This is a genomic window from Mycobacterium sp. NBC_00419 (assembly GCF_036023875.1).
Taxonomy (GTDB): domain Bacteria; phylum Actinomycetota; class Actinomycetes; order Mycobacteriales; family Mycobacteriaceae; genus Mycobacterium.
On the sequence record NZ_CP107931.1, the window covers coordinates 1 to 24065 of the forward strand.

The 24065-nt window shown below is 65.1% G+C and carries 25 protein-coding genes; 13 read left to right on the forward strand and 12 right to left on the reverse strand.

Annotated features, from left to right (window positions below; translation table 11 throughout):
- Nucleotides 1–8: 8 nt before the first annotated feature.
- From OG976_RS00005 to OG976_RS00045, 9 genes are all read right to left on the reverse strand, one after another.
- Nucleotides 9–869, reverse strand: coding sequence for an ABC transporter permease (locus OG976_RS00005; RefSeq protein WP_328356132.1), 861 nt, complete (start codon nucleotides 867–869; stop codon nucleotides 9–11).
- Nucleotides 866–1741: an ABC transporter permease gene (locus OG976_RS00010; protein ID WP_328356134.1), complete on the reverse strand. Its 876-nt coding sequence runs from the start codon at nucleotides 1739–1741 to the stop codon at nucleotides 866–868. Before OG976_RS00010 ends, OG976_RS00005 begins: the two co-directional genes overlap by 4 nt.
- Nucleotides 1742–1745: 4 nt before the next feature.
- The gene (locus OG976_RS00015) at nucleotides 1746–2933 is read right to left on the reverse strand and encodes a polyamine ABC transporter substrate-binding protein (RefSeq protein WP_328356142.1); all 1188 of its coding nucleotides are present in this window, start codon (nucleotides 2931–2933) and stop codon (nucleotides 1746–1748) included.
- Between the two features lie 70 nt (nucleotides 2934–3003).
- Nucleotides 3004–4125 carry an ABC transporter ATP-binding protein gene (locus tag OG976_RS00020; RefSeq protein ID WP_328356145.1) on the reverse strand — a complete coding sequence of 374 codons (1122 nt, stop codon included), beginning with the start codon at nucleotides 4123–4125 and terminating at the stop codon, nucleotides 3004–3006.
- 71 nt (nucleotides 4126–4196) lie between these two features.
- Complete coding sequence (locus OG976_RS00025) at nucleotides 4197–4406, reverse strand: hypothetical protein (RefSeq protein WP_328356148.1); 210 nt, start codon at nucleotides 4404–4406, stop codon at nucleotides 4197–4199.
- 227 nt (nucleotides 4407–4633) lie between these two features.
- On the reverse strand, nucleotides 4634–6013 hold the full coding sequence (locus OG976_RS00030) for an NAD-dependent succinate-semialdehyde dehydrogenase (RefSeq protein WP_328356151.1): 1380 nt from the start codon (nucleotides 6011–6013) through the stop codon (nucleotides 4634–4636).
- Between the two features lie 30 nt (nucleotides 6014–6043).
- Nucleotides 6044–7351 (reverse strand): aspartate aminotransferase family protein, encoded by a 1308-nt coding sequence (locus tag OG976_RS00035; RefSeq protein WP_328364048.1) that lies wholly within the window; start codon nucleotides 7349–7351, stop codon nucleotides 6044–6046.
- Between the two features lie 69 nt (nucleotides 7352–7420).
- Nucleotides 7421–8338 (reverse strand): phosphotransferase, encoded by a 918-nt coding sequence (locus OG976_RS00040; protein ID WP_328356154.1) that lies wholly within the window; start codon nucleotides 8336–8338, stop codon nucleotides 7421–7423.
- Nucleotides 8339–8589: 251 nt separating this feature from the next.
- Nucleotides 8590–9288: a GntR family transcriptional regulator gene (locus OG976_RS00045; protein WP_328356157.1), complete on the reverse strand. Its 699-nt coding sequence runs from the start codon at nucleotides 9286–9288 to the stop codon at nucleotides 8590–8592.
- A gap of 275 nt (nucleotides 9289–9563) precedes the next feature.
- Between OG976_RS00045 and OG976_RS00050 the strand changes: the two genes are divergently transcribed.
- The 4 genes from OG976_RS00050 (at nucleotide 9564) to OG976_RS00065 (ending at nucleotide 13700) form a co-directional block, all read left to right on the forward strand.
- Entirely contained in the window at nucleotides 9564–12479 is a 2916-nt protein-coding gene (locus tag OG976_RS00050) for an aminotransferase (RefSeq protein ID WP_328356160.1), read from the forward strand.
- 153 nt (nucleotides 12480–12632) lie between these two features.
- Nucleotides 12633–12866 carry a chitin binding peritrophin-A domain-containing protein gene (locus OG976_RS00055; protein ID WP_328356163.1) on the forward strand — a complete coding sequence of 78 codons (234 nt, stop codon included), beginning with the start codon at nucleotides 12633–12635 and terminating at the stop codon, nucleotides 12864–12866.
- 43 nt (nucleotides 12867–12909) lie between these two features.
- Nucleotides 12910–13461: a YaeQ family protein gene (locus OG976_RS00060; RefSeq protein WP_328356166.1), complete on the forward strand. Its 552-nt coding sequence runs from the start codon at nucleotides 12910–12912 to the stop codon at nucleotides 13459–13461.
- Nucleotides 13462–13490: 29 nt separating this feature from the next.
- Nucleotides 13491–13700, forward strand: coding sequence for a hypothetical protein (locus tag OG976_RS00065; protein ID WP_328356169.1), 210 nt, complete (start codon nucleotides 13491–13493; stop codon nucleotides 13698–13700).
- Between the two features lie 37 nt (nucleotides 13701–13737).
- On the opposite strand, the gene OG976_RS00070 is transcribed toward OG976_RS00065, so the two are convergent.
- Complete coding sequence (locus OG976_RS00070) at nucleotides 13738–14367, reverse strand: TetR/AcrR family transcriptional regulator (RefSeq protein ID WP_328356172.1); 630 nt, start codon at nucleotides 14365–14367, stop codon at nucleotides 13738–13740.
- Between the two features lie 138 nt (nucleotides 14368–14505).
- Here OG976_RS00070 and OG976_RS00075 point away from each other — a divergent pair, with 138 nt between their 5' ends.
- From OG976_RS00075 to OG976_RS00100, 6 genes are read left to right on the forward strand one after another with little or no spacing between them, the layout of a single operon-like run.
- Nucleotides 14506–16227, forward strand: a complete 1722-nt coding sequence (locus OG976_RS00075; protein WP_328356175.1) for a CocE/NonD family hydrolase — start codon at nucleotides 14506–14508, stop codon at nucleotides 16225–16227.
- A complete protein-coding gene (locus OG976_RS00080) occupies nucleotides 16217–17860 on the forward strand; it encodes an ABC transporter substrate-binding protein (RefSeq protein WP_328356178.1) in 1644 nt (547 codons plus the stop codon). The genes OG976_RS00075 and OG976_RS00080 overlap by 11 nt, the downstream gene beginning before the upstream one ends.
- A 1-nt stretch (nucleotide 17861) precedes the next feature.
- On the forward strand, nucleotides 17862–18812 hold the full coding sequence (locus OG976_RS00085) for an ABC transporter permease (RefSeq protein WP_328356181.1): 951 nt from the start codon (nucleotides 17862–17864) through the stop codon (nucleotides 18810–18812).
- A complete protein-coding gene (locus OG976_RS00090; protein WP_328356185.1) occupies nucleotides 18812–19681 on the forward strand; it encodes an ABC transporter permease in 870 nt (289 codons plus the stop codon). The genes OG976_RS00085 and OG976_RS00090 overlap by 1 nt, the downstream gene beginning before the upstream one ends.
- Entirely contained in the window at nucleotides 19678–20694 is a 1017-nt protein-coding gene (locus OG976_RS00095) for an ABC transporter ATP-binding protein (RefSeq protein ID WP_328356188.1), read from the forward strand. Before OG976_RS00090 ends, OG976_RS00095 begins: the two co-directional genes overlap by 4 nt.
- Nucleotides 20687–21502, forward strand: coding sequence for an ABC transporter ATP-binding protein (locus OG976_RS00100; protein ID WP_328356191.1), 816 nt, complete (start codon nucleotides 20687–20689; stop codon nucleotides 21500–21502). The genes OG976_RS00095 and OG976_RS00100 overlap by 8 nt, the downstream gene beginning before the upstream one ends.
- Before the next feature lie 64 nt (nucleotides 21503–21566).
- Here the strand turns inward: OG976_RS00100 and OG976_RS00105 are convergent, their stop codons facing one another.
- Complete coding sequence (locus tag OG976_RS00105) at nucleotides 21567–21857, reverse strand: hypothetical protein (protein ID WP_328356194.1); 291 nt, start codon at nucleotides 21855–21857, stop codon at nucleotides 21567–21569.
- Nucleotides 21858–21990: 133 nt separating this feature from the next.
- Here OG976_RS00105 and OG976_RS00110 point away from each other — a divergent pair, with 133 nt between their 5' ends.
- The 3 genes from OG976_RS00110 (at nucleotide 21991) to OG976_RS00120 (ending at nucleotide 23511) form a co-directional block, all read left to right on the forward strand.
- Entirely contained in the window at nucleotides 21991–22419 is a 429-nt protein-coding gene (locus OG976_RS00110) for a pyridoxamine 5'-phosphate oxidase family protein (RefSeq protein ID WP_328356197.1), read from the forward strand.
- Between the two features lie 74 nt (nucleotides 22420–22493).
- On the forward strand, nucleotides 22494–22880 hold the full coding sequence (locus tag OG976_RS00115) for a TA system antitoxin ParD family protein (protein WP_328356200.1): 387 nt from the start codon (nucleotides 22494–22496) through the stop codon (nucleotides 22878–22880).
- Nucleotides 22881–22914: 34 nt separating this feature from the next.
- Nucleotides 22915–23511: a zeta toxin family protein gene (locus OG976_RS00120; RefSeq protein ID WP_328356203.1), complete on the forward strand. Its 597-nt coding sequence runs from the start codon at nucleotides 22915–22917 to the stop codon at nucleotides 23509–23511.
- 4 nt (nucleotides 23512–23515) lie between these two features.
- Here the strand turns inward: OG976_RS00120 and OG976_RS00125 are convergent, their stop codons facing one another.
- Nucleotides 23516–23953 (reverse strand): thiol-disulfide oxidoreductase DCC family protein, encoded by a 438-nt coding sequence (locus tag OG976_RS00125; protein ID WP_328356206.1) that lies wholly within the window; start codon nucleotides 23951–23953, stop codon nucleotides 23516–23518.
- Between the last annotated feature and the right edge of the window lie 112 nt (nucleotides 23954–24065).

Below are 24065 nucleotides of genomic sequence, written 5' to 3' on the forward strand. Positions count from 1 at the left end.
GCCGGGGCTCAGGCTCCGCGTTTGCGCCGGTAGAGCGTGCCGATGCCGAGCAGGATCAGGCTGATCACCAGGATGGCGGTGGCCAGGACGTTGATCTGAGGCGGTACAGCCGCTTTCACCGCCGCGTTGACGTACAGCGGGTAGGTCACCGTCGAGCCGCTGACGAAGTAGGTGATGATGAAGTCGTCGAGCGACAGCGCGAAGGACAACATTGCGGCCGCGACGATGCCGGGCACGATGAGCGGCAAGGTGATTTTGAAGAATGTCCGCGTTGCGTTGGCGCCCAGGTCCAGCGATGCGTCCTCGAGCGTCCAGTCGAACCCGCGGATACGGGCCCGCACCGTCATCGCGATGAAGCTGATCTGAAAGGCGATGTGGGCGATGACGATCGTGGTGTAACCGGTGGCCCAGCCGATGTCGAGAAACAACGTCAGCAGCGAGGCGCCCATCACCACCTCGGGTGAGGTCAGCGGCAGCACCAGGAAGGTGTCGACCGCCTTGCTGCCCCGGAACCGTTGGCGCACAAGGGCAACGGCGACCAGCGTGCCGAACACCAAGGCGATCAGGGTCGACACCGCGGCCACGTTGATGCTGAGTTTGAGGGCCTCGGTCAGGGCCGGGTATTTGAAGGGGTTGGCCCAGTTGTCCCAGGTGAAGCCCTGCCAGGTGTAGTTGAACTTGCCTGCCGGCTTGTTGAACGAGAAGACGATGATCACCAGGATCGGCAGGAACAGGTAGAGCAACACCAGCCCGGCGACGATGCGCAGCGCCAGATCGCCCAGCTTGAACGTGCCGCGGAAGTTGCGGCCCGGCTTGGCCAGGCCACCGTGGTCGATCGTCTGGGCGATGGCCACCCCAGCCTCGGTCATACGAGATCCTCCGTACCCAGGGCCCGCGTGTAGAGCAGCACGCCGACCAGGATCAGCGCCATCAGCACGAAGCTCAGCGCGGCCGCGGCTGGATAGTCCTTGACCACCAGGAACTGGCGTTGGATGACGTTGCCGATCATCTTCGTCTGGGTGCTGCCCAGGTAGTCGGCGTTGATGAAGTCACCGACCGACGGGATGAACACCAGCATGCTGCCCGCCAGCACGCCGGGCATGGCCAGCGGCAGTATCACTTTGCCGAACATCCGGCGGTTGGTGCCGTACAGGTCGCGGGAGGCCTCCAGCAGCCGGGGGTCGATCTTTTCCAGGCTGACGTAGAGCGGCAGGATCATGAAGATGACCCAGTTGTAGGTCAGGCCGCCGATCACCGCCCAACTCGTCGAGAGCAGTCGCCCATCAGGCGGCAGCAGCCCGATCGCGTTGAGCCCGCTGACCACCCAGCCGTCGTCGGCCAGGATGGTCTTCCAGGCCAGGGTGCGGATCAGGAACGTCACGAAGAACGGCAGGATCACCAGGCCCAGCAGCAGGTTCTTGTAGCGGCCCGCCTTGAAGGCGATCACGTAGGCCAGCGGGAAGGCCAGCAGAATGCACAGCACCGTGGCGGCCAGCGCGTAACCGAAGGAGCGCAGGATCTGCTCGCGGTACGTGCTCAGCGCCTCACCGTAATTGGCGAAGTCCCAGCCGAAGGTGAGCTTGGGCAGGTAGATCGAGCCGCCCATGGTGGACAGCGAGGTGCGGAACAACGAAACGAACGGGACGACGTAGAAGATCCCGAGATACACAAGTGCGGGCAGGATCATCAAGTACGGAGCAAGTTTGCTCCGCTGCCGGTTGCTGCTGGCTACACCGGCCATGCCGTCAGCCGCCGGTGACCGCGGTGTAGGCCTTGTTGAACTCCGAGATCTGCTCGTCGGTGAGAGCTGCCCAGGTCTTCAGGTTATCCAGGGTTTCCTTCGGCGGGTTGATCAACGGGTTGGAGCCCAGCGCCGGGTCGATCTTGTTGAGCTCATCGGTCATGTCCGTCAGCACGGGAATGTACTGGGTGTGAGCGACGAGCTTGGCGTAGTTGGCCCGGTCGTAGACGTAGTTGATCCACTCCTCGGCGGCCTTCTGGTTCTGCGTCGTGTAGGGGATCACCTGTGTGTCGACGAACGTGGTGCCGCCGGTCTCGGGCACCACGAACTTCAGGTCCGGGTTGTCCTTCTGCAGCTGAACCACGTCACCCGAATAGGCTTGGGCGATCACGACATTGCCCGCCGCCAGGTCGTTGGCGTAGTCGTCGCCAGTGAACCGGCGGATCTGGCCCTTGTCTTTCTGCTCCTTGATCAGGTCGACGGCCTTCTGAACGCCCTCGATGGTCGGGTTTTCCACCGAGGCGCCTTGCGACAGCATGATCATGCCCAGGCCGTCCTGGGTGTCGGAGAACAGGCTGATCTTGCCCTTGAACGCGGGATCCCACAGGTCGTCGATCTTGGTGATGTCGCGACCCGTGGCGGCGCGGTTGTAGGCCAGCGCCGTCATACCGGACATGTACGGCGCACTGAACTTGCGGCCTGGATCGGCCTCGGCGTTGAGCAGATCGGGACGCATGTTCTTCTTGTTGGTCCAGCGGCTCTCGCTGATCGGGTTGAGCCAGCCAAGGCCGTTGAGCCGGGCGGCCATGAACTGCGTCGGGACCACGAGGTCGGCGCCGATGTCCTGCTTGCGCGACAGCGGCTCCTTGTTCTTGGCGAACCACTCCTCGTTGTCGTTGAAGTCTTCCTTGTAGTCCACCGTGAGGCCGGTCGCCGTCTGGAACGCGGCGACAAACCCGTCGGCCATGTACAGCGGCCAGTTCGAAATCCGCAGCTTGCCGGTGGCCGGCGAGCCGTCGTCGGACGGGGTGGCGGGACCGCTGGCCGCACCCGAGGAGTTGTCCGACTTGCTACACGCGGCGAGGAAGGACGGGCCCAAGACCAGAGCTGCCGCCGCGGCGGCGCCACCCCCGATGAACCGGCGGCGAGATGCGAGCTGGGCGATGAGCCGGGGGTCAATCTCTGTGGCCATGTGCCGTAATGCCTTTCGTGGGGAGCTGGTCGAGGGACGAAGCGCGCGGGATCGGGTCTGTTGAAAGGGTTTACGTGTTGTCGAGCATCTCTTCGAGGTCTTCGGTGGTCGGGATGTCGGCCGCCGGTAGCACCAGCGAGGCATCGGGTGACCAGCAGACGTAGACGTCGTCGCCGGGCCGCAACATCGGCAGGTTCTGCTCGGGCCCGACGTGGGCCAGGACCGGCGAGCCGTCCGCAGCCACGAGCGCCAGCCGCAGCACCGGTCCTTGGAAGGTGAGGTCGACGACCTTGGCCGGGACCGCGGCGATGTCACCGGTGGGCCGGTCCATGGACACCCGGACCCGTTCGGGACGCACCATCAGCGTCGCCTGGCCGCCGAACTCGATGGCAGTGTCACCGGGACGTGCCTTGAGTGTGGCCCCGAGCACCTCCACGTCGATGTAGTCGCGGTTGGCGCGGCCGGTCTGGCGACCGTGCCAGAGGTTGGCCTGCCCGATGAATCCGGCGACGAACACCGTCGCGGGCCGGTCGTAGATCTCGGTGGGGGTGCCGATCTGTTCGACCTTGCCCTGGTTCATGACCGCGATGCGGTCGCTCATGGTGAGCGCTTCCTCTTGGTCGTGCGTCACGTAGACGAACGTGATGCCGACCTCGCGCTGGATGCGCTTGAGTTCGAACTGCATGACGTGGCGCAGTTTGAGGTCCAGCGCGCCGAGGGGCTCGTCGAGCAGCAACGCGCTCGGATAGTTCACCAGCGCCCTGGCCAGCGCGACCCGCTGCTGCTGGCCACCGGAGAGCTGCGAGGGTTTGCGCTGGGCGAAGTCGGTCAGGCGCACCACCTCGAGCAACTCATCGACGCTCTTCTTGACGGTGGCCTTGTCCTTCTTCTGGCTGCGCGGCCCGTAGGCGACGTTGTCCCACACGCTCATGTGCGGGAACAACGCATAGTGCTGGAAAACGGTGTTGACGTTGCGCTTGTTCGGTGGCGTCCGCGAGACGTCGACGCCTTCCAGGCGGATCGCGCCCTCGGTCGGGGTCTCGAAGCCCGCGATCATGCGCAACGTGGTGGTCTTGCCACAGCCCGACGGCCCCAGCATCGAGAAGAACTCGCCAGCCCCGATGGAGAAATCAGCGTCGTCCACGGCGACATAGTCGTCGAACCGTTTGACGACGTGATCGATCTCGATCACGGGTCTGCCGTCGGCTCGCTTGGATCCGGGTGCTCCGGTGGTCTGTTCGGTGGCGGTGGCGCCGGTATCGGTCAGGGCCCGTCCTCCTTCATGCCGCGGGGCGGCGAGCACTGCGACCCGGCGGCGCCAACCAAGCTCAGCGCCGCGACGAGCACGCCCCCAGCCAGAATCAGATGGGCATACCTGTCGGCGAATGCGGGACCAAGGTATCCGCGGCCCAGGTCGAGTCGATCCGCGTCGGGTAGCCCACCACGCCATACGGCGCCGTTCACGAAGGTCATCGTCATTCGTTCCTTTGCTGAATTGGTGACCAATATAGCAGGTGACCGTAGTCTCGCAACCTATACGGTTTATCACCACGTGGCGCGGAGCCGATCTGTCACCGCAGGGCAAAACCCCGTTCCGTCAGCGCGATCAGAACTCCCCGTCAGTAGCGTTTTCAAGGGTGGTAGTCGCTAATGCCATGCCCAGTGCTGCCACGTCGGCTTGGGGCACGCGATTTCATGATTCAGCGGGCGTCGACCGACCGCAGGAGCTGCTTGTTGACGAACTCCTCGATGCCCAGTGCACCCAATTCCCTACCGACACCCGATCGCTTGACGCCGCCGAATGGCAGTTCAGCGGCGTCCAGTCCCACCCCGTTCACGTACACCATGCCCGTCTGCAGAGCGTCGGCGACGCGGGCGGCTTGATCCGAGTCGTCGGTGAAGACGTAGGACCCCAGCCCGAAGGGGGTGTCGTTGGCGATGCGCACCGCGTCGTGCTCGCTGCCCGCGCGGTACACGACCGCGACGGGACCGAACAGCTCTTCGGCATAGACGGGGTTGTCCGGTGTCACATCGGCCAGCACCCCACAGCCGTAAAAGGCTCCGTCGCGGGTGCTTTCGAGCAGGACGGTCGCCCCGGCCTCGGTAGCACGGCGCACCTGGGCTTCCAACCGGGTCGCCGCCGCCACCGAGGACAGCGGTCCCAGCACGGTCGCCTCATCCATCGGGTCGCCCGGGGACACCGCGGCGAGCTTCTCGGTGAAACGCGCCACGAACTCGTCGTAGTGGCGGTCGAGGATGACGAAGCGCTTCGCCCCGTTGCACGACTGCCCGCCGTTGTCCAGCCGAGCCTCGACCGCGGCGTTCACCGCCGCGTCGAGGTCGGCGACGTCGAGGACGAGGAAGGGGTCGGACCCGCCGAGCTCGAGCACCACCTTCTTGATGTTGGCCCCGGCCAGCTGGCCCACCATGGCGCCGGCTCGCTCGGAGCCGGTGAAGCTGACGCCGGCGATCCGGCTGTCGCCGATGACGGTCGCAATGGTCGCTTCATCGAACAGCACGGTGGTGTAAACCCCGGTCGGAGCGCCGGCTGCGGCGAACGCCTCGGTGATCGCCGCAGCCGAGTCCGGGCACTGCGGAGCAGGTTTGAGCAGCACCGTGTTGCCCACGGCCAAGCTCGGCGCCGCGAAACGGGCCACCTGGTAGTAGGGGAAGTTCCACGGCATGATCCCCAGGACGACCCCGATCGGTCGTTTGCGGATCGCCGCACTCCCCTGCCCGCCACTCAGCGCGATCGGCGAGTCGGCGAGGAATTGGGCCGCGTGATCGGCGTAGTAGTCGTAGATGTCGGCGCTGAACTCGACCTCTGCGCGCGCTTGGACCAGTGGCTTGCCCATTTCGCGCACCGCAAGCGTCGCCATCTGCTCGAGGTGCTCGCGGTGGTAGCGTGCCACACCTCGCAACACCTCCACCCGGTCGTCTACCACCCGCGCCGACCACGAGCGCTGCGCGTCGCAGGCCCCCTGCAGAGCCGCCTCCACCTGCCCCGCGTCGAAGAAGTCCTGCGGCGGATTCGTCTCCCCCGTAGCGGGATTGACGACTTGAAACGGTGCACTGGTCACGAATTGGTCCTATCTACGAAGTGAATGGTGTTAGAGGGTCGCGTCGAGCTCGGCGAGGAGTACATCGGCGTGCGCTGCGGTGAACGGCAGCGGCGGACGGATCTTCAGAACGTTCTGCCCTTTGCCGGACGCGCTGATCAGCACGCGCCGTTGCCGCAGTTCGTTGACGATCGCGGCGGCTGCCGCGGCGTCGGGAGTCTTGCGTTCGTCGTCGACGACGATTTCGACGGCGACGAACAATCCGGTCCCCCTGACGTGGCCCAGCACTCGATGGCGCTGCGCCAACTCCCGCAATCCAGCGATCAGGTAGGCCCCGGAATCGCGCGCGTTGTCGATCAGCCGATCCTCCTCGATGACGTCCAGGACGGCGGTCGCTGCGGCGATGCTGACGGGGTTTCCCCCAAAGGTGTTGAAATAGCGCATGTCTCGGCCAAACTTGGCCATCACCTCTTCGCGTCCCACCATCGCGGCGATCGGGATGCCGTTGCCCATCGGCTTTCCGAGCACCACCAGGTCGGGTTGGAGCCCGTGCCGCTCGAATCCCCACCAGCCGGTACCCAGCCGCCCGAAACCGGCCTGCACCTCGTCGGCGATCCACAGCCCCCCGGCGTCATGCACCAGCTCCGCGGCTGGGCGCAGGAAGGTGGCGGGGTCGCACTGCACACCGTCACTGGACAACACGGAGTCGACAATCATGCCGGCCAGGCCAACCCCGCGTTGGTTCAGGGTGGCGATGGCCGCGCGGACCTGTTCGACGAAGGCCTCGCCCGCCTCGCGTGGCTCTTCGCGATAGAAGTCGGGTGCGTCGACGAGGACCACGTGCGGTGGTATCGGGTTGTTTGGCCCCAGACTCGGTGAGATCTCCGCTGCCGCTGTGGTGACGCCGTGGTAGGCGTGTGAGGTGCAGATGATCCCCTGCGCGCCAGTCTGATAGCGGGCGGTGCGCAGGGCAAGGTCGACGGCTTCGCTGCCCGTGCAGGTGTAGGCGACCTTGGACAGGGCGGGCGGGAAAAGCGCCACCAGGCGCTCCGAATATCGCACCACCGATTCGGTGAGGTAGCGAGTGTGGGTGTTCAGCACGCCCAGCTGATCGTTGACGAGCCGCTGCACGTGGGGATGGCTGTGGCCGATCACCGGGACGTTGTTGTAGGCGTCGAGGTAACGCTGCCCCGCGGTGTCGTAGAGCCACACTCCGGCGGCGCGTTCCAGCGCGACGGGTTCGCGGTAGAACAGCCGGTAAGTCGGTGCCAGTACGGCCTCGCGGCGTTCGTTGAGTGCCCGGCTGTCGGGATCCAATCCCGCTGCGCCCGTGCCGTCGTAGGCGTTGGCCATGTGCATGGGCTGGGAATTCACTTCGACTCCGACTTCTGCAGGACAGTCATGGTGTGCTTCTTTGCATTCGAGGGACTAACGGTTCAGGGTCGCGCGCAACCGGGTCTCGGCCTCGTCAAGATGGATCGGTCGCAACGCGGCCAGGGCCTGCCAGGTGTGCCGGGAACGCGCCGTACCGTATTCGTCAGCCGGGCCTCCGCGGCGCGCGGTCCAGATCGTCGCATTGCAGACCAGGCGAATCATCGCCAAGGGATAGAGCAGTGAAATTTCGGTGTCAGTGAGTCGAACCACCTGGTCGAACCCCGCTGCGACATCGGCAAGGGCGCTGATTGGGTCGGTTTTTCGGAGCATCGCGTAGGCGCCGGCGATCGCCGGTTCGCATACTCGAGCGGTATAGAGGGAATCGGCGAAGTCGATGACGCCGGTGATGCGTCCTCGCGCCCGATCCCCGAACACATTGAAATCGTTGAGGTCTTGGTGCACAACGCCTTTGGGTAGGTCGGCGATGTGACGCGCGACCACCGTGGCGAACACCTCGACAGCGGCCAGCGCCACCTCGCGCTGCGCCGGATCGCCGATCAGGGGCAGAAGCGTCCCAATCGTTTCCGGTGCAGCTAGCAGGTCCCACCCGTGGGTCTTGGCCGCCTGCGGGTTTTCCTGCACGCCGGCCAGACCGGCCACGATGTTTCCCGCCGTGCGCCCCCAGTCGATCAGCAGTTCACTGGGGTGCTCTGGCAGATCAGACAACAGTGAGCCGTCGATCCAGGAGTACACGCTTAAGCACAGCTCATCGTCGAGGAGTGCCACGTCGGCGCCGTCGCTTCCACGCAGCACTGCCGGAACGGGAAGTAGTCCAGCGAGGCGATCCAGCAGTTGGTGTTGCCAACGCACGCTGCCCACTTCGTTGGCGCGATAGACCTTGACGACCGCACGCAACCCGCCATCGGTTGTGAGGGCGAAGGTTTGGTCGTACTCGCCACCGAGTCGGCGCAATCTAGCGCTGCTCAGCCCGTACTGGTGGTCGACGGCGGCGGCGATGTCGTATGTCGCCAATCCCATTCGCCGATCGGGTGTCCGCTCTGCCAAACCCATTCCCCTATTGCATCATTGTTCACCAATGCTACAAGGTAGTGGAGAGGTTGCGCTTTTGGCAATGGCCGACCCCGCGTCACCTGGCCAACGACGGTGTTGCCGGCCGAACGCCGACGCCATGGACCTTCTCCGGACATCGCGTCCGACGCCAATCAGCTAGCGACGATTTGGATCAGGATGTCGCGGTTGACATTCAGGTGCTCAGAAATCAGTCGCGTAGAAAGGCGCTCGTTGCGCTGTTCGAGCGCGTCGTAGATCGCGCGGTGCTCGCCAAATGCCTGCGCGGCGCCGGTCTTGTACTCCCCCGAACTTGCCTCGAGAATGGCGAGGGCATAGAGCATCTCGGCTTCGACGGCCTTGAAGAAGCGGTCGATTCGAGGGCTGTCGAGCAGCCCGATGATGGCGGCGTGGAAGTCGAGGTCGGACTGAACGATTGCGCGGAAGTCGGTGCCGCGTGAGGCGCGCTCCAGCTGGTCGATCGCCGTCGTGAGTTGGTCGAAGCGTTGTCCGCCACTGGGCTGATCCGAAGTGCACCAGCGTTTGGCCGCGCCGACTTCCAGTACTTCTCGAGAGCGGTACATGTCGGTGATGTCCTCGGCGCTGAAATCGACCACCGTCGAACCCTTGTGTCGCTGATGGCGCACGAGGCCCTCTGATTCGAGCACCCGCAGGGCGTCCCGCACGGTGCGGCGGGACACCTGGTAGCGCTCGGAGATCACTTCTTCGCGCAGCGACGCACCGCGGACAATCTCGCCGGACAGAATCTCCTCGCGAACGAGATCGGCGACCTGCTCGCCCGTTGTGCTTCGGGACGGCAAGAGCGCATGCACTTCGGCGTGCTCACCGGGCATGGATACCACGGCCGCTACCCCTCTCGATCCGTCAGCATTCGATCCATTGTGTACCACGCCGATCGTCCGCCATTGGGAGTGGCGCTTCGTGGGAGGAACCCGTAAAGTCGCCCCGGTGCCGGGTGATTGTAGAATTGGTCACCAATTGGAGCGGATACGGGCGGCTCTATCTCGCGAGGGTGAGTACCAAGCACGACCGACTCGTCGTTCGCGGCGACGTCTGACAAGCGGGCCATCCAGACCGACATCACGACTCCCCCAGAAAGGACACCGCGGTGACCTCCTCAACCACGGGCTTCGACTTCTTCGCCCACCCCGAACTGCCAGCGCCACTGGTCACTGAGCGCGACGCCGCCCAATTCGTCGCCGAAAACTACGGAATCGACGCCACAGCCGCCACTTTAGGCAGTCAGCAAGACGCCAATTTCTTGATGACCAATGCCAGTGGAGCGGTGGTCGGGGTGTTGAAGGTGGCCAATCCGGCTTTCGGTGACGCTGAGATCGACGCCCAGGTAGCAGCGACGGATTGGGTCGCCGAACGCGAGCCAGCACTGCGACTCTCCCGTGCCATTCCCGACCGCCAGGGCCGACAGTTCTCAACACTGCCCGGTGGTCAGGGCTCAGCACGGCTGCTGACCTTCCTGCCCGGCGGCACCCTGGCGGAGTCCGGCTACCTCGCACCGACGGTCCTTGCCGAAATGGGTGACGTTGCGGGCCGCGTCAGCCGAGCGCTGCTCTCATTCGAGCATCCCGGGCTGCGGCGCGTGCTGCAGTGGGATCCGCGTTTTGCAGGCCGTGTCGTCGACTTCCTTGCGGGGTACCTACCCGACTCGTTCGAGGCCGCCAAGATCACGACCGCAACGGCCGCCGCGGTCGACGCACTGCAACGTCTCGACGCTCACCTGCCCCGTCAGGCCGTGCACCTCGACATTGCCGACACCAATACGGTGGGCTCGTGGGGACTCGACGGCAGGCGGCACCCGGACGGGGTCTTGGACTTCGGTGACTTGACCCATACCTGGGCGGTCGCCGAACTCGCCGCTACCGTCGCCTCCACCCTGCATCATCCAGGTGTCGAACCGGCTGCCACGCTGTCGGTGATTTCAGCATTTCATGCCATCCGGCCGCTCAGCGGCGAGGAGATCGATGCGCTGTGGCCGATGGTCGTCGCCAGGACCGCGGTATTGCTGATCAGCGATCTGCAACAGGTCGCCATCGACCCGGGCAACGAGTATGCGGCCACCACGGTGCAGCGGGAACGCGCCCTTCTCGATCAGGCGCTGTCCGTTCCGACGGCGGTCATGTCTGCCCTGATTCGCGACCGGCTTGACGTCGCAGTCCCCCGCCGCGGCCCGGACATGCCCCGGCCGATCTTTGAGATTGAGCCGGCAGGCATTGCAACCCTTGATCTTTCAGTTGATTCGGACTCCGTGGACCGAGGCGCCTGGCTCAACCCCGACCTGACGACGCGGCTGGCAGGCGAGGCATTGGCGTCAGGCGCGCGAGCTGTCGTCACCGCCTACGGTGCTGCGCGTCTAGATCACAGTCAGCCGCTAGCGGCGCAGAGCAGCGCCACGATCACCACGGGCATTGATGTCTGGTCGGCCGATGCCACTCAACTGACTGCGCCGTGGGACGGCGAGGTAACCGTTGACGACGACGAACTCATATTGCGTAACGGTTCTCATGAGTTGCGGTTGACCGGCGCAACGTTCAATCCGGCGATCGAACGAGTGGTCCAGGGGGACCCGCTGGCGACAATGCCTGCCGGACAGCGGATCCACCTAGCCGTACACCCGAGCGGGGCGCCCGTAGCGCCGGAGACGGTTCGGCCGGAGTACGCACCAGGCTGGCTGGCGCTCACATCAGATCCCGCCCCGCTGCTCGGGCTGCCTCATCGCCGTTCGGCACAGCAAGACCTGCTGGAACGACGGGCGGCAACGTTCGCCGACGTCCAGGAGCACTACTACACGCGCCCTCCCCAAATCGAGCGCGGCTGGCGGCATCACATGCTGTCCACACGGGGGCGCAGCTACCTGGATATGGTCAACAACGTCACCGTGCTGGGCCATGCACACCCCGCCGTTGCCGACGCCGCGACCCGACAACTCAACCGGCTCAACACCAACTCACGATTCAACTACGCGGTGGTGGTCGAGTTCTGCGAACGCCTCACGGCACTGCTCCCCGATCCTCTGGACACCGTGTTCCTGGTGAACTCAGGTTCTGAGTCCGTCGACCTCGCGATCCGACTTGCCATGGCAGCCACTGGTTCTCGTGATGTCGTCGCCGTTGGCGAGGCCTATCATGGCTGGACGTACGCCACCGATGCGGTGTCGACCTCCACTGCGGACAACCCGAATGCCCTGACCACCCGGCCGGACTGGGTGCACACGGTGGAATCCCCGAACAGCTTCCGCGGCAAATATCGCGGCGCCGAGGCTTGGAAGTATGCCACCGAGGCAGTCGACGTCATCACCGAGCTCGCGCACGGTGGGCGCGCTCCGGCGGCATTCCTCGCCGAAACCGTCTACGGCAACGCCGGTGGAATGGCCCTCCCCGATGGCTACCTGGACGCGGTATACGCCGCGGTTCGGGCCGCCGGCGGGTTGGCGATCGCCGACGAAGTCCAGGTTGCCTACGGTCGTCTGGGCCAATGGTTTTGGGGTTTCGAGCAACAAGGCGTAGTGCCCGACATCGTGACGATTGCCAAAGCGACGGGCAACGGTCATCCCGTCGGCGCGGTCATCACCAGCCGGGCCATCGCAGAGCGTTTCCACGCCGAAGGCTACTTCTTCTCGTCCACCGGTGGCAGCCCGCTGTCGAGCGCTGTCGGCCTGGCGGTACTCGACACGCTCCACGAGGAACGTCTGCAAGACAATGCGATGACCGTAGGGACGCATCTGATCTCGAGGCTCCGGGAACTGGCCACCCGCCACCGGTTGATCGGAACCGTGCACGGCTCTGGTCTCTACATTGGCGTGGAGATGGTCCGCGACCGCGACACGCTGGAAGCCGCACCCGAGGAGACCTTGGCCATCTGTGACCGGATGCTCGAACTCGGTGTCGTGATACAGCCGACCGGTGAACGCAAGAACATCCTGAAGACCAAGCCGCCATTGTGCATCGACATGGACGGCGCCAATCACTATGCCGACATGCTCGACCGTGTCCTCACTGAGGGCTGGTGACACCCGCCGTCGGCCATAAGGCTCCGTCGTCGGGACTCGCCGACCCGGTCCCCCACCGCCATGCCGCCATGTTCCATGTAACGCCGATTCCGGGCAGTCTGCGTTCCGTACCGACGGCGTTTGTGGAGTCATGACATCGGGCAAGATCTACGTATGCGAAATCTCTTTGCCCGTTCGACCGTCGCCGTTCTTGCCGCCGCTCCCATCGCCGCCGTATCGCTGCTCGGAGCCGGGATCGGTTCGGCGGACCCCCTCAACTGCCCCAACGGACAGTTCTGGGATCCGATCACCAACACCTGCCAGACGCCGCGTCCGGCGGACAACTGTGCGCCCGGCGACTACTGGAACCCGTTGTCCAATGCCTGCCGGCCCTTGGGGCAGCTCTAGTACCTGATGCCCCGCGGAACAGCCCCAGGGTGGACACTATGACGTGGCCCTTTCTGCAACAGTGTTCAAAGTCGAACTTGGCATCTCCGATGTCGATCACGGTTACTACGCCGATCACACGCTGACCGTGGCCCGTCATCCCAGTGAAACCGATGAGCGAATGGTGTTGCGGTTGTTGGCATTCGGGCTGCGCGCACACCGGCTCAGCGACGTCGACGGTGATCTGGCGTTCGGGGCGGGCCTGTCCACCCCTGGCGTACCGGACTTGCGGCTCGCGGACTACACGGGCCGGATCCTGGAGTGGATCAATGTCGGCCAGCCCGATGAACGAGCCTTGGGCAAGGCGGCCAGTCAGGCCGACCAGGTGCTCCTATTCCCGTTCGCCACCGGCGTGGCCACCTGGTGGCGCACCGTGGGACCCAAAGTGGCGGGGCTGCGGAACCTGTCGGTGGTGCAGATACCACACGCACCGGTGCAGCAACTGGCCCAAACTGTCGATCGACGGGTCTCGGCGCAGGTAATGGTGATGGAAAGTCAGGTGACGATGACCGTGGGCGGTGTCGACGTCACCTTCACCCCCGAACCATTGAAGTGAACGTCTTAGCGCGCCGTTAGGCTCACGACGTGCACACCGTGACCCTGGCCAGTGGCGCCTCAACGGCGGCGCTGACGGTGGGGCTGGCGGCCTATTCAGCGTTGATCCTCGCCGGCATCGCGATGGCGATCTACGACGTTCGCCCGCAACGACGACGCCGGGCGATCGCCGCCACGGCGATGGTCGGGATGCTGACCCTCGCCGGGCTGGTTATCGCGATCCTCAGCAGTGTCGTGTGAACGGTCGCCGAGAGTCGCTTGCTCCCGTGCCGGGGCCCTAGGCCGGGCCTTCGGTCGCGTTCGCTTGGTTCTTCGAACGTGTGGACTTGGCAGCGCTCGGGGAGATGACGTCGTTGAGCATTGCGTTGACGGCAACGCGCGCTCGGTCGCCAGTCCACCCCTCTGGATCCTTGACTGTCGAGACGAAGAACCCGCGCGACACTAGGAAGAGAACGTCGGCCAGCCATGGAGGCGCATCGACCTCGGACTCTTCGATCGTCCTGGCGATCGATGCATGGTCATCGTGGGCCTCGTCGACCAGCGCCTCCCATTGGTCGCTGGCGGGTTCCTCCTTGGCGAGGATCTCGTGCCACAGCCGGCGGATCGCGTCGTCATAGTCCTCCGTATCCAGAGTCCAATCCATAAGCGCGCGAAGACGATCCACGCCAGACTTCCGGTCGAGCACCTCCGCCACCGCGGCGTCCCACCTGGCACGAACATGCGATACCGCGTTGACCAGCAGCGCGGATCGACTGGGGACGTACTTCGTTATGACCGTCGTCGACCGACCCATGCGGGCGGCCACGGCTCGGATCGTGACGGAGCGCGGCCCCTCCTCGCGGGCCACATCGAGGGTGGCTTGGGCGATCTCCGTGAGACGTGCGCTCGTATCGATTTCGGGCGGCATAGTGCGACCTTAGCCCTTCCGCTTGACGAGACAACAGTGTTGTACAACAGTGTTGTCTTACCGTGACGGAGACAACGTCCTCATCCGAGCGCTCGGCTCGTCGGTGTCGCCATTAGGGGTCAAGGAGGAGACGTTCGCGTGAGTGAATTGCAGATCGTCCGTACCGTCGCCGAACCTGTCGGCGACAGCGCGACGGAGCACGCGGTTCCCATGAGAGACGGCACAGTCCTCGCGACGGACGTGTACCTGCCGTCCGGCGTCTCCCACGCACCGACGGTGCTCGTCCGCCTGCCGTACGACAAGAACAGTCGGTACGTGTTCTTCGACAAGATCGCTCGGCGATTCACCGACCGCGGCTATGCGATGGTCGTGCAGGACGTGCGTGGAAAGTTTCGGTCGCAAGGCCTGACGGAGCCATTCGACCACGAGGTCGAGGACGGGTACGACACCATTGACTGGATAGTGGCCCAAGACTGGAGCGACGGCGCGGTCGGCATGTTCGGCGACTCCTACTACGGCTTCACGCAGTGGGCCGCCGTGGTCTCCGCCCACCCAGCGCTCAAGGCGATCGTCCCGCGGGTGACGACCTACGAGTTGACCACAGTGAATCGTGGTGGCCTTGGCGGCTTCGGTCAACCCGTGCCGTGGATGGAGGGCGCCTACTACCTCGCAACTCACTGGATCGACCACGAGGCCTACGAATACGACCCGAACTACGACACCCGCCCCTTGACCGAAGCGTTCGAGGAGGCATTCGAGGCCATCGGCGCCCGATCCTCGTCGTTCGACTCGCAGACCCCAGTCCGGGTGGACAAGAAGGGACCGTTCGACCTCAAGCATCCACGCGATGCCAAACCCATCCCCGTCCTACAGACCGTCGGCTGGTTCGACAATCTGATGATCCCGCAGATGCGCGACGTGATGGAGTTGGAATCACTTCCCCAGTGGGCGGCAGTGCAATACGTCGAGGCCGGCTGCTTCGATCACGAGAACTACATCCTCGACCTGGCACCGATAACAAAAGAAGACGATCACGGCGTCAACGACGAGGCGTTGGAGCGGATGCTCGACCTCTACACGTCGCACGCACTGGACTTCCTCGACGTCTTCGTGCGGGGACTCAAGTCACCGGACACTCTCCCGAAGGTCCGTTGGGAACTCGGCCACGTGGGTTGGCAGACGTCGTCGCAGTGGCCGCCCCCCGAGGCAACCAAGCGAAGCTTTGATCTCTCCGGGTTGAGCAGCGCGGCCGGTGCAACCCCGGGCGGCCACCTGGTGGATGCCGGCGCGGGCGAGGCAGGAGAGGTCCAGTGGGGCTTCGATCCGGACAACCTGATTCCGTCGGCAGTCAAGAACTCCTTCGCCTTCCTTTTCGACTATCCAGATGAAAGTGCGACGGGCGACCGCGGGGACGTGCTGACATTCACTAGCCAGCGACTCACCGAACCACTCGACCTCGCTGGTCCGGTCGAGGTCGAAGCTCGCGTGTCGAGCACGGCTCCGACCGCCGACGTGTTCGTCAAGCTCCTCGACGTCGCCCCGGACGGCAGTGCGCACATGATCGTGCGCGGGCAGGTTCATCTCGACGACGCCCGATCTATTTCTCGGGCGCACGTCAACCTCGGCCACACCGGCTACCGACTTCGCCCGAATCACGCTCTCCGCATTCACATTTCGTCAAGCGATTTCCCGCTGTTCGTCCCGAACTCCGGCACCGACGAGAACCGGTGGACGGTTGTCGAGCCACGAGCATCCCAGCAGACGCTGCACGTCTCGGCCGACTGGCCGGCACGCCTGACCGTAACCGCACTACCGCTGGCCGTAACCGCACTACCGGAGGAACGTAACGATGCTTCGTAAGACGACTGCCTTGCTCACCGTCACCGCCGCGGCAATCTTCGTGGCAGGTTGCGGCGGCAACGGAAACTCAGGTGAGAACACCAAGGCGATGGAACCGCCCACGGATGCATCGGCCACGACGCCGCCGGGCAAGGGCCCCGTCGACTCGATCAACTGGGCGCTCTCCACCGGCGAGCCCACGACACTCGACCCTGTCAAGACCGGCGACTACTCACCCAACACCGTGCTGATGAACGTCTGCGAGCCCCTGCTGCGGATGAACGCCGACTACAGCACATCTCCCGGCCTCGCCGAGAGCTGGACGCAGACGCCGACCAGCATCGTCTACAAGCTTCGTCCCGGCGTGAAGTTCTCCAACGGCAAGACCATGACGGCCGACGACGTCGCCGGCAGCCTGAAGCGCAACATGGACCCGGCGACGGAGCCGATCAACGGTGACTTCTTCACGTCGGTGAAGTCGATCGAAGCAACCGGCCCGCTCGAGGTGACAGTGACGATGAGTAAGCCGGACATCCTCTTCGCCGAGGGCATGTCGACGGAGTTCGGCGACATCGTCGACGTGGCCGATGCGACCGCCGCCGGCGCCAGCTACGGCACCGCGAGCCACCCGCCGATCTGCACTGGTCCATACAAGGTGGCCAGTTGGAATGCCGGCTCGAGCATCACCCTCCAGGCGCGCGACGAATACTGGGATTCCAAGCTCCAGCCGATGGTCAAGACGGTCAACTTCAAGTTCCTCGAAGACACTTCGACCCTGACCAGCGCGCTGTTGTCCGGCGAGATCGACGGCACCTACGAGGCGCCCTCGACGAGCTTCGACACGCTCCAGAAGACCGACGCGGGCAAGCTGTACCTCGGCCCCAGCACCCAGGTCTTCAACCTGAGCCCCGCGAACCCGGAAACACCGATGGCCAAGACGGAGCTCGCGCAGGCACTGGATAAGGCGATCGACCGCGCGGCAATCGTCAAGAACGTATGGCACGGCGCAGGAACGGCCAACCGGGCGGTCATCCCACCCTCCTCCTTCGGCAAGGGCCCGGGCGCGGCCGTCTTCCAGAAGGCCTACGACGCCCTACCGGACAACTCCAGGCCCGACATCGAAGGCGCCAAGGCGCTCGTCGCGAAGGTCGGAGCGCCAACCAAGACCATGACCTTGGCACTGCCCGCCGGCGATCAGTCGCAGTTGCAGATCGCCACGTTCGTCCAGGCATCCGCGAAGTCGATCGGACTCAATTTCGACCTCAAGCAGATGCCTGCGACCGAGTTCTCCAGCTTGTTCTACGACGCCTCCAAGCGCAAGGACGTCGACCTCGTGCTCAGCGCGGGCTACGTCGAGGTTCCTGACCCACTGTCGTACGCGATCCTGCTGTTCCCCAAGGATGCGCTGTTCAACTGGACCGGCTTCGACAACCCCCAGGTGGACGCCGACATCGCGAAGGCGCGTGAGGCGACCGATCCGGCGGCCTCGGCACAGGCATACGTCGACGCACAGTCGATCTGGGAGGCACAAAAGCAGCGCGTTCCGATCGGCACGCCGTACGAGCGCCTGTTCATGAACAAGAGGATCACCGGTGCGCCGGCTTCATTCGCCTACATCAACATGCCGTGGGCGGCGATGATCGGGGCATCGTAGGTTGACGATCGTCCGCTTCGTCCTCAGACGGATCGTGGCGCTGGCCCTGACCCTCGTCGTCGCGAGCGTGGTGATCTACGGGCTGCTGTTCATCTCCCCTGGCGACCCTGCGACTCTGCTCGTCGGCGGCGGCAAGCCCAACCCGGAAGTCGTCGCGCGGATTCACCAGGAATACCACTTGGACGACCCGTTCTTCTCCCAGTACGGGCGGTGGGCAACGCAGATCCTGCGCGGTGACATGGGGCGCTCGATGGCCTACCGGGACGACGTTTCGCATCTGCTGCTGGGGCGGATCCCGAACACACTGCTACTGGTGCTGTTCGCAGGCGTGCTGATCGTGATCTTCGGCATCGGTGGCGGCACGCTCGCCGGTTTGCGCGGCGGTCGGGTCGAGACGGCGGTGACCGTTGGCAGCTCGGTGGCCATGGCCTTCCCGACCTTCGTCGTCGCGGTGTTCCTCATCGCCATCTTCTCGACCCAGCTCTCCTGGTTCCCAGTGTTTGGTGCCGGAGAGGGGCTCGGCGACAAGCTCTGGCACCTGACACTGCCCGCGATCTCACTGGCCTTGGCCTACATCGCGTGGGTGGCGCGGGTGACGCAGGTATCGGTGCGTGGTGAGCTCGGCTCCGAGCACGTCGACGCCGCCCGCAGTCGTGGGTTGCCCAATCGGTGGATCGTCCGACGCCACGTACTGCGTAACGCCTCACCACCAATCCTGGCAGTGTCGGGGCTGATGATCGCAGGTCTGTTTGCGGGGACCGCGGTGGCCGAGGAGGCATTCGGCATCGACGGGATCGGCTCGTTGCTCGTCGACAGCGCCGCCAAGCAGGACCTCGCCGTGGTTCAGATTCTCTCGCTGATGATGGTCGCCGCCTTCGTGGTGGTCAACACCGTGGTCGACGTCGTCAACGTCGCGCTTGACCCCCGCCAAGCTGTGCAGGGACGCACCTGATGAGCGCCATCGTCCTCGCCGGTTCCACCCGTGTCCGACGTGTCACCGGACGGCTGGGCTCCGCCAACCTTGCGTTCGCCGCGGCGGCGGTCATCGGTGTGCTGTTCATCCTGCTCGCCATCTTCGGGCCGCTCGTCGCACCGCACGACCCGACCGAGCTCGACCAACTCAACCTCTTCGCCGCTCCCTCGCCCGCCCATCTGCTCGGAACCGACGACACCGGCCGCGACCTGTTGTCCCGATTGATCTGTGGAGCGCGCCCGAGCCTTGCCGCCCCAGCGGTGGTGATGCTGCTGGCCGGAGCGGTCGGCACGCTGCTGGCCGTGTCCGCCGCATGGTTCGGCGGCTGGTGGGATGCGATCGTGGCGCGCTTTCTAGACTTGTTGTTCGGCTTCCCTGGACTGATCCTCGCGATCGTCGCCGCGGCCGTCTTCGGCAGCGGCCTCGTCGCGCCGGTGATCGCCCTGTCGATAGCCAACGTTCCCTACATCGCGCGCATCCTGCGCCCAGCCGCGCTGCGCGAACGCAACCTCCCCTACATCGAGGCACTCGTCGTGCAGGGCCAGTCGCCGTGGAAGATCTGCCTGCGTCACGTCGTGCCCAACCTTGGTCCGCTCATCGTCACCCAAATCGTCGTCGGCTTCGGCTACGCAATGCTCGACATCGCGGCGGTCTCCTTCCTCGGACTCGGCCTCCAGCCGCCCAGCCCGGAATGGGGACTCATGGTCGCCAACGGCAAGCCATCGATCGTCGATGGTCATCCCGCTCAGTCGCTCTATGCCGCGCTGACCATCGTGCTTGCGGTGGTGGCCTTCAACGTCATCGGCGAACGTGTCTCGCAGCAGCTCCTCTCGAAGGGGGCTCGATGACCTCGATGACTAGGCCCTTGCTCGAGGTCGACGCGTTGAGCGTCACACTCCCGATCGACGGCCGTCCTCAGACGGTCGTCAACGGGGTGTCGTTCTCCGTGGGAGCCGGCGAGGCGCTCGGCCTGGTGGGCGAATCAGGTTCGGGCAAATCGATGACCGCCCGAGCGATCATGCGACTTCTTCCCAAGGGCGCATCCACGCAGGGGGACGTTCGCTTCGACGGCACATCGGTTCCCGACATGGGCGCCAAGTCCTTACGCGAGTGGCGCTCGATGCGGGTGGCAATGGTGTTCCAGGACCCGCGAGCGCACATCAACCCCGTTCGCCCGATCGGCGACTTCCTGTGCGAGGTCCTCGTCGCCAACCGCAAGGTCGGACGCAAGGAAGCCGAGCGGCGCGCCGCGGATGCTCTGCGCACCGTGCACATCGCCGACGCCGAGCGGCGGCTACGCCAGTACTCCTACGAATTCTCCGGGGGTCTCTTGCAGCGGGTGATGATCGCCGCGGCGCTCATCGTGGAGCCGCAACTACTGCTCGCCGACGAGCCGACGACGGCGCTGGACGTGACCACCCAGGAAGAGGTGATGGCCATCATCGACGAGCTACGCCGCGACCGGCAGATGAGCATGGTCTTCATCACCCACGACCTGGAATTGGCTGCCGCCGTCTGCGATCGAACGGCGGTGATGTACGCCGGGCGGCTGGTCGAGGAACGAGCTTCCGACAGACTCCACAGCGACGGTGCGCATCCCTACACCCGCGCACTCCTGGGTGCCCGCCCGAGCCTCGACGTCGACGTTGAACGGGGAACGCTCGCAGCGATTCCCGGCAGGCCGCTGGCCGGCTACGAGGCACCCGACGGCTGCAGCTTCGCGGACCGCTGTCCGTACTGCCAGCCCCTCTGCCGCTCGGAGCGACCCGATCTCAAACCCGTTCACAATGGCGTGGCGGCATGCCATTTCGCCGAACAGATCGCCGACGGAACTGTGCTTGAAGGCGCGCCCCGTGCCTGAGACTCTGCTTGCCGTCGACGGGCTACGCAAGGCGTTCGGGCACCACGTCGCGGTTGCCGGCGCATCGTTCTCGGTGCCGGCGGGTGGTTCGCTGGCCATCGTGGGCGAGTCCGGCTCCGGTAAGACGACCGTCGCCCGGATGATCGCGGGGCTGGAGCGCCCGAGCGCGGGCACCATCACCGTCGAGGGCGTCGACCGACCCGATGGTCGGGTGTCGACGGCGCTGCGTCGCCGGTGGGCTCGGCAAATACAGATCGTGTTCCAGGACCCGTATGGATCGCTCGACAGGCGCCAGAGCGCGCGCGACTCGCTGCGAGAGATTCTCGACATACACGACTCGGAGCTCGGCGATCACGGCGTCGCCGCGCGAATCGAGGAACTGCTCGACCAAGTCGGCCTGGGCACGCGCCAAGCTGACGCGTCGCCGCGCGCCCTTTCAGGCGGTCAGCGTCAGCGCGTCGCGATCGCCCGCGCGCTTGCGGCCGATCCGCAGCTGTTGATTCTCGACGAAGCGGTCGCCGCACTCGACGTGTCCATTCAGGCGCAGATCCTCAACCTGCTCGCGCAGATCCGCCGTGACTCGGGCACGGCATTTCTCTTCATCACCCACGACTTGGCCGTCGCCCGGCACATCGCCGATGACGTGATCGTCATGCACCGTGGCGAGATCGTCGAGCGAGGCCCGATCGACGACGTACTACGGACACCCAGCGACGACTACACGAAGAGACTCATCGCGTCAGTCCCCCGACCGGGGTGGAAACCGCAGCGGAGAGAGCCGTCCCGCCGACAACCATGTCACACGTGAATGCGCTTGGCTTATTTGATGAGGTGCTGCCGGCGCCGTGATGCTTCCCGGTTAGGGTCCAACGTCACGAACGCGTGATGCTGGGATGTTCGGTTCTCGACACGTCCGGTTCAGCCCAGAACCGAGTCCACGACGGCCATGCCTCGGGCAGGGTCGGCCACTTGGCGAATACTCGGTAGTTGGTATCTCGGTTGAGCCCTGCTGGCAAGGTGTCGGAATCGCGGTACCAGAACAACAGCTGACGCCGCGCGATCAACCATTCGCCGTCGCGCCGCTCGTAATCGTCGTGATAGGACAACGGGATTCCGCGCGCAGATCCGGTGAATGAATTAACTATATACGCGTCTTCCGTCATGCGATCAAGCGTCCAACAGGTGGCCGGATGCACTCTCCCCCCGCCCTCGCGAGCGAACACCGCTGACCAGGCGCCGCGCTTCGATCGCGGTGAGCCGGAATAGCAGGCGGGGCTACCTGCGTTGCCCTGGTCCATGAGAGCTTTCACAGACCAGGAACGGCAGCAGTTTCTCGGCGACAAGCATGTCGGTGTGTTGTCGGTGGCGGCCGACAACGGGCGCCCGCCCGCCAGCGTTCCAATCTGGTACGACTACACGGCCGACGGTCACATCCGGATCAACACCGGTGCATCGTCGCGCAAGGCTCGGCTCATCGAAGAGGCCGGTGTGGTCACGCTGGTTGTCCAACGCGAGGACCCTCCATACCAGTACGTCGTTGTGGAGGGCACCGTCGTGGATGCCACGACACCGGCGCCGCTGGACGTGCGCGAAGCCATCGCGATTCGCTACCTCGGTGCTGAAGCCGGCCGGGCGTTTGTAGCAGGAATGGGTGATGTGGCGAGCGTGCTCTTCACGGTGCGACCGGATCGTTGGATCAGCGCGGACTATTCCGACGGCGAGTAAGCGTAAACCGCCACCCCAACGGCGATGTAGCAATCTGCTACGCTCGTATCAGTTTGCTACATCGGAGGTGTGTCATGGCGCAGGCCGCTGACCGGGTGACCCGGGTCGCCGTGGATCTGATGGAGAGCGCCGCGGATGAGGGCGCTCGGCAGAGCCGCTCGGCCAAGCAACAGCTTGATCACTGGGCTCGGATCGGCCGGGCGGTATCAGGCCAGCACAGCGCAGCGCGCCGCAAGGTCGAGGCTGCCTTGGCGGGCGAGCTCGCGTTGCGTGAGCTCGGCACCGAAGAGGCAGTGGTCTTCAACGCCGAGATCTCCGCCGCGATCGAGGAGAGTTTGGCCACCACTGACTACGGAGCGGTGCTGGCCGCCCGCGGTGTCACCACCGTCGCCCTGGACGAGAACGGTCAGATCGTGCAGTACCACCACGACGGCAGCACCTCGTTGCTCCACAAGGCGTGATGTCGGCGCTGCAGTGCACTGTTGACGCCGCGCGATGAAACGTCTCGACCTCATTGTCGGATCCAACGGCGCCGGTAAATCGACGTTCGTGGAGTTGACCCTCGCGCCGCTGCTACCGGGCAGTGTGTTCGTCAACGCCGACGAGATCGCCACACGACGCTGGCCGGCTGATCCGGTCGCCCATGCCTACGACGCCGCCCGCCTCGCCGCGGCGACCCGCGACAAGCTGATCGAGACCGGCGAGTCGTTCCTCGCCGAGACGGTCTTTTCGCATCCCTCCAAGCTTGAACTGCTCGGGGCGGCCCACTCGGCCGGCTACACCGTCGTGCTCCACGCGGTATTGGTGCCCGAAGAGCTTGCGGTGCAGCGTGTTCGGCACCGTGTGGCCGCAGGAGGACACGCCGTGCCCGAAGACAAGATTCGGGAACGGTATCAACGGTTGTGGGACCTGGTCACCCAGGCAGCGGCCCGCGCCGACCAAGCGACGTTCTACGACAACAGCACTCGGAAAGGCCCCCAAATCGTGGCCCAGCTGCACGGGGGTTTCCTCGTCGGCTCGCCTGCGTGGCCGGCCTGGACGCCACAGGAACTGACCCGCCGTTGGCCCACCAGTGATTCCCTTCGGCCGTAAGGCCCTAGAGCTCATCGAGAAAGCGGCTGCGCACCTCAGGCGAGGGCACCGGACAGGTGTCGTATTGACCGCCGATGCGGTAGCGGAACGTGGCGAAGCGGTCGTAGAGCCAGTCGCGGATCCGGGGCGGTATCGCGTACGCGGCCAGCGTGAGCTTCCAGTAGCCACCGAGATAGTCGGCCAGCCGCAACAGGGCTGCGGCGCGTACTTCCACCGTCTCGTTGGCCTGGCCCACGTTGCGGACGAAGACCGCCGAGTCCACCCCCATTGCCTGCGGGTGGCGAGCAAGCACCGCGCGAGCGAAATCGCTGTCGAGCGCGGCGAACTGCAACGTGCCGCGACGGTCGAACCGCAACACGGTGCGCACGGCGCTGTTGCAGACGCCGCAGACGCCGTCATACAGCAGAACCGGCGCGCGTGGCGTGCCGGGCTCTGTGCTCATGTCATCCATCATGGCAAAGCGACCGCCGCGGGCGCCATGACCGGCCGTTGAGTTCGGATACGCTGCCGCAACACAGCGCGGCTAGCGTTGAGCCGAACACGTGTCGAGAGGA